Consider the following 11,880-nt stretch of genomic DNA (forward strand, 5'->3'; position numbering starts at 1 on the left):
ATCGCGCGCTGATCGGCCGGGCGTTGCGATCGCGCGCTGATCGGCCGGGCGTTGCGCTTGCTGGACGCCCAGCCGGATGACCGGCTGCTCGACCTGTTCTGCGGCATCGGTAACTTCACGCTGCCGCTGGCGACGCGCGGCCGTTCGGTGATGGGCATCGAGGGCAGCGAGGTCCTGACCAGGCGGGCGCTTGCCAATGCGGCTGTCAACGGGCTGGACCACAAGACCGAGTTCGCCTGCCGCAACCTGTTCGAGGTGGGCGCCGAGGACATCGCCGCGCTCGGCCGCTTCGACCGCTGGCTGATCGATCCGCCGCGCGAAGGCGCGCTGGCGGTAAGCAGGGCGCTGGGCGAACTGGCCCAGGCTGGCAGCGATGTGCTGCCCAAGCGCATTGTCTATGTGTCCTGCAACCCGGCCACGCTGGCGCGGGACGCCGGCTTGCTGGTGCACGAGGCCGGCTACCGCCTGTCGGGCGCGGGGGTGGTCAATATGTTCCCGCACACATCGCACGTCGAGTCGATCGCGGTGTTCGATCGGGGCTGATGACCGGCGCCGGCGGGCGGACGAGGCAAAAAGAAAAAGGCCAGCGCCCAGGCGCTGGCCTTTCTTGTTCCGGAGCAGGGCGGCGCGCGAGGCCGCCCGCCTCAGTCGCGGTTGCCGCCGAAAATGCCGAGGAGTGCCAGCAAGTTGGCGAAGACGTTGTACACGTCCAGATAAATTGCCAGCGTTGCCGTGATGTAGTTGGTCTCGCCGCCGTTCAGCACGCGCTGCACGTCGAAGAGGATATAGGCCGAGAAGATGCCGATGGCGATCACCGAAACCGTGATCATCAGGGACGGCAACTGCAGCCAGATATTGGCGACGCTGGCCAGGATCAGCAGGATCAYCCCGACGAACAGGAATTTGCTCAGCCCGGAGAAATCGCGCTTGCTGACGGTGGCGATGGTGGCCATGGCGCCGAATACCGCCGCTGTGCCACCGAAGGCATACATGATCAATGCCGGACCGTTCGAGAACTGCAGCACCGACCCAATCAGGCGCGACAGCATCAGGCCCATGAAGAAGGTAAAGGCCAGCAGCAGGACCACGCCCATGCTGCTGTTCTTGGTCTTCTCGATGGCGTAGAAGAAGCCGAACGCGATACCCAGGAACAGGATCAGCGACAGGCCGGGGCTGCCTTTCATCAGGCTGAAGCCGGTTGTGACGCCGATCCAGGCACCGAGTACGGTGGGGATCATCGAAATGGCGAGCAACCAGTAAGTGTTGCGCATGACCCGATTGCGCACCGCAACGTCGCTCGTTGCGGTGCCGCTGCCGAAACTGTATGTGTTCAGCTTGTTATCCATGGTGACTCCTGTCTCAAAACGGTGAGGCGCCGGGGTAACCCAGCGGGCACAACGCAAATGTGGCATCGCGGAGGGGGAATTGCAAGGGGCGGGGAACCCATTCGCCACTTTTATGCAGAATCCGCGTTGCCAGTGATCGTTTGATCGCCATGCGCCTTGTGCGTTCCCTGTACATGCGCTCAATTTAATGTGATCTTTGCACTGCTTTGCGGCGCAAGCTCCATCAGTCCCGGCATTCGGTGACGGGCGACTATGGGCATTCTCGAAACCATAACTGTCTCGTGCTAGAATTGCACGTTTATTCCAGTTGTAACCCCTTCATTTTTCGGAGTTTTTATGGCGATCGAACGCACCCTGTCGATTATCAAGCCGGATGCCGTGGCAAAGAATGTCATTGGCCAGATTTACGCGCGTTTCGAGGCCGCCGGCCTGAAGGTCGTGGCTGCCAAGATGGTTCACCTGTCGCGCGGCGAAGCCGAGCAGTTCTACGCAGTGCACGCAGCCCGCCCGTTCTTCAAGGACCTGGTGGACTTCATGGTTTCCGGCCCGGTGATGATCCAGGCCCTGGAAGGCGAAAGCGCCATCCTGAAGAACCGCGACCTGATGGGCGCGACCGACCCGAAGAAGGCTGAAGCCGGTACCATCCGCGCCGATTTCGCCGACAGCATCGACGCCAACGCCGTGCACGGCTCGGACGCAGCGGAAACCGCTGCCGTCGAGATTGCTTTCTTCTTCCCCGGCATGAACGTTTACAGCCGCTGATTGTCTGGCATATTGCCCAAGACTAGACTGATATTGAAGTCGATACTGCCGTCATGAACACTCTCGTCAACCTGCTCGATCTGGATGCGGACGCGCTCACCGCTTATTGCGGGGAGCTCGGCGAGAAGCCGTTTCGTGCGCGGCAGTTGCAGCGCTGGATTCACCAGTTCGGCGCCAGCCGTTTCGATGCCATGTCGGATCTCGCCAAGTCGCTGCGCGAAAAGCTCGCCACGCGGGCCGAGATCCGCTCGCCCGCCGTTATCACCGACAACCTGTCGGCCGACGGCACGCGCAAGTGGCTGCTCGACGTTGGCGCTGGCGATGCGGTGGAGACGGTGTACATCCCTGAGGAGACGCGCGGCACGCTGTGCGTGTCTTCCCAGGCGGGGTGCGCCGTCAATTGCCGCTTTTGTTCCACCGGCAAGCAGGGCTTCTCGCGCAATCTGTCCACTGGCGAGATCATCGGCCAGCTATGGATGGCCGAGTTCGCCATGCGTGCCCAGCTGGGCCGTGGCCCCAAGGACGACCGCGTCATCTCCAATGTGGTGATGATGGGCATGGGCGAGCCGCTGCTCAACTACGATCAGGTGGTGCCGGCCATGCGCCTCATGCTGGACGACAACGCCTATGGGCTGTCGCGCCGGCGCGTGACGCTGTCCACTTCCGGCGTGGTGCCGATGATGGACCGCCTGGCCAAGGATTTGCCCGTGGCGCTGGCAGTTTCGCTGCACGCGTCCAACGACCCGCTGCGCGACATGCTGGTGCCGCTCAACAAGAAGTATCCGCTGGCCGAATTGATGGCGGCTTGCCGTCGCTATCTCGAATTCGCCCCGCGCGATTTCATCACTTTCGAATATTGCATGCTGGATGGCGTCAACGACGGTGTCGAGCATGCCCGGGAACTGTTGAAGCTGGTGGCCGACGTGCCATGCAAATTCAACCTGATCCCGTTCAACCCCTTCCCGGAGTCGGGCCTCAAGCGCTCGAACAACGAGCAGATCCGTCGCTTCGCCCAGGTCTTGATGGACGCCGGCATTGTCACCACCATCCGCAAGACGCGCGGCGACGATATCGATGCCGCCTGCGGCCAGCTGGCTGGCGAGGTCAAGGACCGCACCCGCCTGGCGCAGCGCGGCAAGTTCGGCAAGATCACGCCGATCGTGGCTGCTCCCAGCCAGCCGCAAGAGGCGCGCCCTGCATGACGCGTCTGATAGTCGCGGTCCTGATGGGGCTGGTGCTGCTGTCTGCCTGCCAGCTGCCGCCGCCGGCCAAGCCGGAACTGCAGACGGCATCCGACCAGACCGATGTTAGCCGCCGCGCCACGATCCGCCTCCAGCTGGCAACCAGCTACCTGGAGGCCGGCCAGTACGGCGTTGCACTGGACGAAGCGAAACAGGCCATCGCGATCGATCCGACCCTGGTCGATGCGTACCATATCCGCGCGCTGGTCTATATGAATATGAACGAGCGCGTGCTGGCCGAGGAGAGCTTTCGCACCGCGCTGTCGATGCGCGCCGACGATGGCGACGTACTGAACAACTATGGCTGGTTCCTGTGCATGAACGGGCGCTATGCCGAGGGCGTGCCCTACCTGGAGCGCGCGGTGTCCGCTCCGTCGGCGAGCGGGCCGGGCAAGGCCCTGACCAGCCTCGGCACCTGCCAGTTGCGCAATGGCAAGGATGAGGCGGCCGAGAAGAGCCTGTTTGGCGCGCTGCGATTCGATCGCGGCAACCCGGTGGCGAACAGCAACCTGGCGCTGCTGTATTACCAGCGCGGGGACTACCAGYGAGCCCAGCAGTATGTCGGGCGCGTCAACAGCAGCAATTTCGTCAGCGCGCAATCCCTCTGGCTGGGTGCGCGCATTGCCCGCCGTCAGGGCGACGTCGCGGCGCAGAATGCCCTGGTGGCACAGTTGCGCAGCCGTTTCCCCGATTCGCGTGAGTTGACCGCATACGAACAAGGAGCATGGGATGAGTGAGCACGAGCGCGCCGAGGGCCAGACTGCAGCGACGGGACACGTGGGCGGCACCGCCGCCGACGCCGGGCGCGAGGCGGTGGCGCGCGAGATCGGTGATCGCCTGGCGCAAGCGCGCCAGGATCAGCGTTTCTCGCTGGAAGATGTCAGTGCGAGGCTGAAAGTCGCCGCGCACAAGCTGGCGGCGATTGAGCAGGGCGACGTCGCGGCGTTGCCCGACGTGACCTTTGCCAAAGGCGTGATGCGTGCCTATGCGCGAATGCTCCAGGTCGACATCGATGCCCTGCTGGCGCGCTTTCACGCGCAGGCCGTGCCGGTGGTGGAAATCGGCATGCGCCGCGAAGGCGGCCTGAACGAAAGCTTCGACGACCGCAACCGCTTTGGCTCGGGTGGCTCCGGTGGCCGCTGGATCTGGCTGGCCCTGGYCGTCGCCGTGATTGGCGGCGGCGTGTTGTTCGGCCTGGACCATTTCAAGCAATGGATGGAAGCGCGAAAGGAAAACCTCACGGCGCCTCCGGCAGCGGAAGCGACGGTGCAAGGCGGCGAGCCAGGTACCGTGACGGCCGCGCTGCCACCGGTGATGGCTGCGTCCGACGCCCCCGCGCCTTCCGAGGCGCTGCCGGCCAGTGGCCCCGCCGTGGTGGCGCCGGCGGCCCCGGCCTCCGCCGGGATTGCCGCTTCGGCAGCGGCACCAGCGCCTGCGATGCCTGCGTCAGCGGCACCAGCGGCTGCGGCGCCCGCCGCAACCGCGGTATCAACTGCGGTGGCCGGTACCGGCGAGTTGCGGATCCGTTTTGCTTCCGACACCTGGTATGAGATTCGCGACCGCGGCGGCAAGGTCGTACTCGGCGGCACCGCGCGTGCCGGCCAGGATCTGAGTGGCGGTGGTACGCCGCCTTATAAAATCGTGATCGGCAATGTCAAGGGCGTCGAGTCGCTGACCCGCAACGGCACGCCGGTCGACCTGCAGTCCGCGAACCGCAACAACGTGGCGCGCCTGACGCTGCCCTGAAACGTCGTTTCTCCAGCCATGCGTATCTCCGCATTGCAAGGTGGTAATGCTATGAATCAACAGGCTTGTATGCCGGTCCTGCCCGGCCCGTTGCCCCGCCGCAAGACGCGCCAGGCGCGCGTGGTGTGGGGCGACAACGTGGTCACCATCGGTGGCGATGCGCCCGTGCGCGTGCAGTCGATGACGAATACCGACACGGTGGACGCCATCGGCACCGCGATCCAGGTCAAGGAGCTGGCGCGTGCCGGTTCCGAGATCGTGCGCATCACGGTCAATACGCCGGAAGCCGCGGCGGCGGTGCCGGCCCTGCGCGAGCAGTTGGACCGCATGGGCGTGAATGTGCCGCTGGTGGGCGACTTCCACTACAACGGCCATAAGCTGCTGCAGGATTTCCCCGACTGCGCCAAGGCGCTGTCGAAGTACCGCATCAACCCGGGCAACGTAGGGCAGGGCGCGAAGCGCGACACGCAATTCGCGCAGATGATCGAGATGGCCTGCCGGCATGACAAGCCGGTGCGCATCGGCGTCAACTGGGGCAGTCTGGACCAGTCACTGCTGGCGCGCGTCATGGACGAGAACGCGCAGCGCGCCGAGCCGTGGCCGGCCCAGAACGTGATGGTCGAGGCGTTGATCACCTCCGCCATCGAGTCGGCGAAGAAGGCCGAGGAAATCGGCCTGCCCGGCAATCAGATCATCCTGTCGTGCAAGGTTTCGCAAGTGCAGGAGCTGATCGCGGTCTACCGCGAGCTGACCAAGCGGTGCGACTACGCCTTGCACCTAGGGCTGACCGAGGCGGGCATGGGCAGCAAGGGCATCGTGGCCTCCACCGCCGCGCTCTCGGTGCTGTTGCAGGAAGGCATCGGCGACACCATCCGCATCTCGCTGACCCCGGAACCCGGTGCCGCGCGCGAGAAGGAAGTTTATGTGGGGCAGGAGATCCTGCAGACCATGGGACTGCGCAACTTCACCCCGATGGTGATTGCCTGCCCCGGCTGCGGCCGCACCACCAGCACTACCTTCCAGGAACTGGCGTCCAGTATCCAGAGCTACCTGCGCGAGCAGATGCCCACCTGGAAGACTGCCTACCCAGGCGTGGAAGAAATGGATGTGGCCGTGATGGGCTGYATCGTGAACGGGCCGGGCGAAAGCAAGCATGCCAATATCGGCATCTCGCTGCCGGGCTCGGGCGAATCGCCGGCGGCGCCGGTGTTCGTCGACGGCGTCAAGGTCAAGACGCTGCGCGGCGATCGGATTGCCGAGGAATTCCAGGCGATCGTCGATGACTATGTGCGGACCCGTTACGGCAAGGACGCCGGACGCGCAGGCAATGAGGCGGCAGCCTGAGCCATCAAGGCCAGGCGCTGCAGGGAAATACAAGAGAAGATGAACCAACCCGTGAATCCGGCGGCCGCCAGCGACGGCGCCAAGGCCGACAGCAAGATCAAGTTGCCCAAGGCACTGCAGGGCGTCAAGGGCATGAACGACATGCTGCCCGCGGACGCGCCGCTGTGGGAGCATTTCGAGAACGCCGCGCGCGCCATGCTGCGCGCCTATGGCTACCAGCAGATCCGCACGCCCATCGTCGAGCACACGCAACTGTTCGTGCGCGGCATCGGCGAAGTGACGGACATCGTCGAGAAGGAAATGTATTCCTTCACCGACGCGCTTAACGGCGAGCAACTGACGCTGCGCCCCGAGGGCACGGCGGCCGCGGTGCGTGCCACCATCGAGCACAACCTGCTGTACGACGGCCCCAAGCGCCTGTGGTACACCGGCCCGATGTTCCGCCACGAGCGTCCCCAGCGCGGGCGCTATCGCCAGTTCCATCAGCTTGGTGCGGAGGCACTCGGCTTCGCCGGTCCCGACGTGGATGCCGAGATCATCATGATGTGCCAGCGCCTGTGGGACGATCTCGGGCTGGTCGGGGTGCGGCTGGAGCTCAATTCGCTGGGCCAGGCGCACGAGCGCGCCGCGCATCGCGAAGAACTGATCAAGTACCTGGAAGGCTTCCAGGACATTCTTGACGAAGACAGCAAGCGCCGCCTATACACCAACCCGTTGCGCGTGCTGGATACCAAGAATCCCGCGCTGCAGGAAATGGCAAGCAACGCGCCCAAGCTGATCGACTTCCTGGGCGAGGAGTCGCTGGCCCACTTTGAAGGCGTGCAGCGCCTGCTCAAGGCCAACAACATCCCGTTCAAGATCAACCCGCGCCTGGTGCGAGGGCTGGATTACTACAACCTGACGGTGTTCGAGTGGATCACAGACAAGCTCGGCGCGCAGGGCACCATTGCCGGCGGCGGCCGCTACGATCCGCTGATCGCGCAGATGGGCGGCAAGCCGGCGCCCGCTTGCGGCTGGGCGATGGGCATCGAGCGCATCATCGAGCTGCTGCGCGAGGAGAAACTCGCGCCGCAGGCGGAAGGGTGCGATGTGTACCTCGTCCACCAGGGCGAAGCGGCGGGCCTGCAGGCCATGATCGTCGCCGAGCGGCTGCGCGATGCCGGGCTCGACGTGCTGCTGCATGCCACGCCGGACGGCAAGAGCGGCAGCTTCAAGTCGCAGATGAAGCGCGCGGACGGTAACGGCGCTGGCTATGCCGTTATCATTGGCGACGACGAAGTGGCGGCGGGTACGGTCCAGGTCAAGGATCTGCGGCAGGGCGCGCAGGCCGAAGGCGGTGGCGCGCAGGTGACGGTACCGGCTGAAGAACTGGTTGCCCACATCATCGACGCGATGGTCGGCGCCAGCGAATAAGAAAACCAGGCAGCGGAACCGGGGGCCGCGCGGCGCGGTCCCTTATAACAAACACACGCGGGTGGATCCCTCGACATGGCTTACGATCTAGAAGAACAGGAACAGCTTGAAAGCCTCAAGGCCTGGTGGCGCCAGTATGGCAATACCGTGACCTGGGCCCTGATCGCCGGCTTGCTGGCCTTCGCTGCCTGGAGCGGCTGGAACTACTGGCAACGCAAGCAGGCCGGCGAAGCCGCGCTGCTGTACGAGCAGGTCGTCAAGGCCGCCGAGAGCCGCGACGTCGAGCGGATCAAGCGCGCCGCCGGCGACCTCGAGCAGAAATTCGGCAAGACCGCCTATGGCCCCATGACCGCGCTGGTGTCGGCCAAGGTGCTGTACGATGCAGGCGACCTGGCCGGCGCGAAGACCCAGCTGCAGTGGGCGATCGACCACGGTGAAGGCGAATATGCTCACCTCGCGCGCGTGCGCCTGGCTGGCGTGCTGCTCGACGAGAAGGCTTACGACCAGGGCCTGGCGCTGCTGAAGAACGAGCCGCCGGCACCATTCGTGGCGCTGTATGCCGACCGCCGCGGCGATCTGCTGGCAGCCCAGGACAAGCGCTCGGAAGCACGGTCGGCCTATCAGAAGGCGCTCGACAAGCTGAGCGCCAACGATGCGGCCATGCGCCAGATCATCCAGTTCAAGCTCGACGCGCTGGGCGCCGCCTGAAGGCGGTGGATCCGGCTAGCCGACAGGCCCGCGGGCACTCGCATTTGCGCAGGCCCGCACCCTTGCGCTTCAACCCAATTCAGGATCGGAACCTCATGAAGTCATTGTTTTCCGGCACGGCCCAGAACCAGCAACACGGCAAGTTCGTCCGCGCCCTGGTGGTGGCCACCGCTTGTGCGGCCAGCGTCGCCAGCCTTGGCGGCTGCTCGCTGTTCAGCAAGAGTGACAAGCGTACGCCGGTCGAACTCAAGCCGATCACCCAGACGCTGTCGGTGCGCCAGGCCTGGAAAGCCAGCGTCGGCAAGGGCGGCCCGTACACGCTGCAGCCGGCCGTCGCAGGCGGTACCGTCTATGCGTCCTCCAACGGCGGCAAGGTGGTGGCGCTCGACGGCATCACTGGCCGTACCCTGTGGGAGGCCAAGACCGACATCGACCTGACCTCCGGGCCGGGTAGCGACGGCTCCGTCACGGCGGTGGCGGGCGAGAAGGGCGCGGTGTTCGCCTTCGACGCAAGTGGCAAGCAGCTCTGGAAGAAGCAGGTCAATGGCGAGGTCCTCTCCGCGCCGCTGGTCGGCAACGGCCTGGTGGTGGTGCGTACGACCGATACCCGCGTGCTGGGCCTGGACGCGCAGACTGGCGAACGCCGCTGGATCTACCAGCGCTCGCAGACCGCGCTCAACCTGCGCGCGTCGATGGGCATGGTGTTTGCCGGCGACGGTATCGTGATGGGCTTCCCCGGCGGCAAGCTGGGCGTGCTGGCCCCCGGCAACGGCGTGCTGCGCTGGGAGAGCACGGTTTCCTATCCGAAGGGCGTGTCCGAGATCGAACGGCTCAACGACGTGACGGGCCAGCCCATGGTCAATGGCCGCCAGGTTTGCGCCACCACGTTCCAGGGACGGATCGCCTGCCTGGAACTGGCCAATGGCCAGCCGCAATGGGGCAAGGATTTCTCGTCTCCGACCGGCCCTGCGCAGGATGACGCTTCGCTGTACGCCAGCGACGAGCGCTCGGTGGTCCATGCCTTCGACCGCCAGAACGGCACGGAACGCTGGAAGAACGATCAACTGCTCTACCGCCGCCTCGGCACGCCGCTGGCGGTGGGACGTTCGGTGGTGGCGGGCGATTACGAGGGCTATGTACACTTCATTTCGCGTGAGGACGGCCAGTTCGTGGCACGCCTGAAGACCGATGGCAGCGAGATTACCGCTGCGCCGGTTGTGGCGGGCACGTCCCTGGTGGTGCAGACGCGCGATGGCAACCTCTACGGCTTCGTGCCGGACTGAGGCGGTCAATATTCATGGCGACTGCCCATGCACCTGTCGGCATGGGCGGCGCCAATCCGGTAGCACGGCCCTCCTGGCCGTGCAGGTGAACGAGGTCGGGTTGCAAAGCTAACCCGGCCGCCCGACAGGAAAAGTGGCCAGGCGCGCGACGCCCGGCCGTCGGACCCATATCACTCCGGAGTTCCTGGGGGGCGGCATCTGCCGGCCCCCATTTCCGTTTATTGCATGAAACCAGTTATCGCTCTGGTCGGCCGCCCCAATGTGGGCAAGTCGACGCTATTCAACCGCATGACCCGTTCGCGCGACGCACTTGTCGCCGATTTGCCGGGGCTCACGCGCGACCGCCACTATGGCGAAGGCCGTATCGGTGAACGCCCGTTCATCGCGATCGACACCGGTGGCTTCGAGCCGGTGGCCAAGGACGGCATCGTGGCCGAGATGGCCAAGCAGACCCGCCAGGCTGTGGTCGAGGCCGATGTGGTGATCTTTCTTGTCGACGGCCGCCTCGGGCTGGCGCCCCAGGACCGGGTGATCGCCGATTACCTGCGCAAGACCGGGCGCCGCGTCATGCTGGCCGTGAACAAGGCCGAAGGCATGAAGTACACCACCGTGGTGTCCGAGTTCTACGAGCTGGGCATGGGAGACCCCTATGCCATCTCGTCGACCCACGGCGACGGCGTGCGCGAACTCGTCGACGAGGCGCTCGAGCTGGCGGTGAAGGAGCGGCCCGAACTCGCCGAGGAAGACGACGGCGCCCAGCGTGGCGTGAAGATCGCCATTGTGGGCCGCCCCAACGTGGGCAAGTCCACGCTGGTCAATACGCTGATCGGCGAAGAGCGCGTGATCGCGTTCGACATGCCTGGCACCACGCGGGACGCCATTTACGTGGAGTTCGAGCGTGGCGGCAAGCCCTACACGCTGATCGATACCGCCGGCCTGCGCAAGCGCGGCAAGGTGTTCGAGGCGATCGAGAAGTTCTCGGTGGTCAAGACGCTGCAGTCGATCGCCGATGCGAACGTGGTGGTGCTGTTGCTCGACGCGCAGCAGGATGTGTCGGAGCAGGACGYCCATATCGCTGGCTTCATCGTGGAATCCGGCCGTGCGCTGGTGGTCGGTGTCAATAAGTGGGACGGCCTCGACGGGCACTCCCGCGACCGCATCAAGCACGATCTGGAGCGCAAGCTACAGTTCCTCGATTTCGCCAATTTCCACTTTGTGTCGGCGAAGGAGCGCACCGGCATCAGCGCGCTGCTGCGCTCGGTGGACGACGCGTATGCGGCGGCGATGGTCAAGCTGCCCACGCCGCAGCTCACGCGGATCCTGCAGGAAGCGGTCGAATTCCAGCAGCCGCGGCGCGTCGGTGCAACCCGGCCCAAGCTGCGCTACGCGCACCAGGGCGGCTCCAACCCGCCCATCATCATCGTGCACGGCAATTCGCTTTCCGGCATTGCGGACACCTATCGGCGTTATCTGGAAAACCGATTCCGCTCGGCTTTCAAACTGAAGGGCACGCCGCTTCGCATCGAATTTCGTACGAACAAAAACCCATATGCGGACTCGAAGGATTGAGTCGGACAGCGGGAGCCCAGGCGGCCAACTTTCGTTTGCGTTCGTTTGGAACTGAGGCTAAATTCACGGTAGCAGGGGGTTCCCTGCGAGACGATGCTAGCTTGGTACCGTTTTGATCTTTTTTTGGCGCGGTTTTGCGCCGTTTGACTTGAATCGGGGATCATCGTCCCCATCATCTATCACTAAATCTATAAATTTGGAGTGTGCCATGAGCAACAAAGGGCAATTGCTACAAGACCCGTTCCTGAACGCGCTGCGCAAAGAGCACGTACCGGTTTCAATCTACCTCGTCAATGGCATCAAGCTGCAAGGCAATATCGAGTCGTTCGACCAGTACGTCGTCCTGTTGCGCAACACCGTGACGCAGATGGTCTACAAGCATGCGATTTCCACCGTCGTACCGGCCCGCGCAGTGAATTTCCGCGTGGACGAAACGGCTGAAGGTTGATCTTTCGCGGAGTGTTCCGC

General features: G+C 64.5%; 11 protein-coding genes and 1 pseudogene. 11 read left to right on the forward strand and 1 reads right to left on the reverse strand.

Annotated elements, in window-relative coordinates:
• Positions 1–27 precede the first annotated feature (27 nt).
• A pseudogene (locus AC1DN0_RS38155) lies at positions 28–543 on the forward strand (class I SAM-dependent RNA methyltransferase family protein); the annotation flags it as partial.
• A gap of 101 nt (positions 544–644) precedes the next feature.
• Here AC1DN0_RS38155 and AC1DN0_RS38160 read toward each other — a convergent pair.
• On the reverse strand, positions 645–1,346 hold the full coding sequence (locus AC1DN0_RS38160) for a Bax inhibitor-1/YccA family protein (protein WP_477146479.1): 702 nt from the start codon (positions 1,344–1,346) through the stop codon (positions 645–647).
• Positions 1,347–1,682: 336 nt separating this feature from the next.
• On the opposite strand from AC1DN0_RS38160, the gene ndk reads away from it, so the two are divergent.
• The 10 genes from ndk to hfq all read left to right on the forward strand — a co-directional run bounded on the left by ndk (position 1,683) and on the right by hfq (position 11,860).
• Complete coding sequence (gene ndk / locus AC1DN0_RS38165) at positions 1,683–2,108, forward strand: nucleoside-diphosphate kinase (RefSeq protein ID WP_441632036.1); 426 nt, start codon at positions 1,683–1,685, stop codon at positions 2,106–2,108.
• Between the two features lie 53 nt (positions 2,109–2,161).
• A complete protein-coding gene (gene rlmN / locus AC1DN0_RS38170; RefSeq protein ID WP_276290033.1) occupies positions 2,162–3,310 on the forward strand; it encodes a dual-specificity RNA methyltransferase RlmN in 1,149 nt (382 codons plus the stop codon).
• Complete coding sequence (gene pilW, locus AC1DN0_RS38175; RefSeq protein ID WP_477146480.1) at positions 3,307–4,086, forward strand: type IV pilus biogenesis/stability protein PilW; 780 nt, start codon at positions 3,307–3,309, stop codon at positions 4,084–4,086. Before rlmN ends, pilW begins: the two co-directional genes overlap by 4 nt.
• The gene (locus AC1DN0_RS38180) at positions 4,079–5,095 is read left to right on the forward strand and encodes a RodZ domain-containing protein (RefSeq protein ID WP_477146481.1); all 1,017 of its coding nucleotides are present in this window, start codon (positions 4,079–4,081) and stop codon (positions 5,093–5,095) included. The genes pilW and AC1DN0_RS38180 overlap by 8 nt, the downstream gene beginning before the upstream one ends.
• Before the next feature lie 51 nt (positions 5,096–5,146).
• Entirely contained in the window at positions 5,147–6,439 is a 1,293-nt protein-coding gene (ispG, locus tag AC1DN0_RS38185; protein ID WP_441632042.1) for a flavodoxin-dependent (E)-4-hydroxy-3-methylbut-2-enyl-diphosphate synthase, read from the forward strand.
• Positions 6,440–6,478: 39 nt separating this feature from the next.
• Positions 6,479–7,852: a histidine--tRNA ligase gene (gene hisS / locus AC1DN0_RS38190; protein WP_441632044.1), complete on the forward strand. Its 1,374-nt coding sequence runs from the start codon at positions 6,479–6,481 to the stop codon at positions 7,850–7,852.
• Positions 7,853–7,927: 75 nt separating this feature from the next.
• Positions 7,928–8,560 carry a YfgM family protein gene (locus AC1DN0_RS38195; RefSeq protein WP_441632046.1) on the forward strand — a complete coding sequence of 211 codons (633 nt, stop codon included), beginning with the start codon at positions 7,928–7,930 and terminating at the stop codon, positions 8,558–8,560.
• Between the two features lie 95 nt (positions 8,561–8,655).
• Positions 8,656–9,843, forward strand: coding sequence for an outer membrane protein assembly factor BamB (gene bamB / locus AC1DN0_RS38200; RefSeq protein WP_441632048.1), 1,188 nt, complete (start codon positions 8,656–8,658; stop codon positions 9,841–9,843).
• Between the two features lie 225 nt (positions 9,844–10,068).
• Positions 10,069–11,412 (forward strand): ribosome biogenesis GTPase Der, encoded by a 1,344-nt coding sequence (gene der / locus AC1DN0_RS38205; protein WP_477146482.1) that lies wholly within the window; start codon positions 10,069–10,071, stop codon positions 11,410–11,412.
• A 208-nt stretch (positions 11,413–11,620) separates the two neighbouring features.
• Positions 11,621–11,860, forward strand: a complete 240-nt coding sequence (hfq, locus tag AC1DN0_RS38210; protein WP_006157757.1) for an RNA chaperone Hfq — start codon at positions 11,621–11,623, stop codon at positions 11,858–11,860.
• Positions 11,861–11,880 lie beyond the last annotated feature (20 nt).

The sequence above is a fragment of the Cupriavidus sp. 05N39 genome (assembly GCF_056397325.1).

Bases quoted from the DNA above. Each gene is read 5' to 3' on its own strand.
- ndk (WP_441632036.1), top strand. From the start codon at position 1,683: ATGGCGATCGAACGCACCCTGTCGATTATCAAGCCGGATGCCGTGGCA.
- rlmN (WP_276290033.1), top strand. From the start codon at position 2,162: ATGAACACTCTCGTCAACCTGCTCGATCTGGATGCGGACGCGCTCACC.
- hisS (WP_441632044.1), top strand. From the start codon at position 6,479: ATGAACCAACCCGTGAATCCGGCGGCCGCCAGCGACGGCGCCAAGGCC.
- AC1DN0_RS38195 (WP_441632046.1), top strand. From the start codon at position 7,928: ATGGCTTACGATCTAGAAGAACAGGAACAGCTTGAAAGCCTCAAGGCC.
- bamB (WP_441632048.1), top strand. From the start codon at position 8,656: ATGAAGTCATTGTTTTCCGGCACGGCCCAGAACCAGCAACACGGCAAG.
- hfq (WP_006157757.1), top strand. From the start codon at position 11,621: ATGAGCAACAAAGGGCAATTGCTACAAGACCCGTTCCTGAACGCGCTG.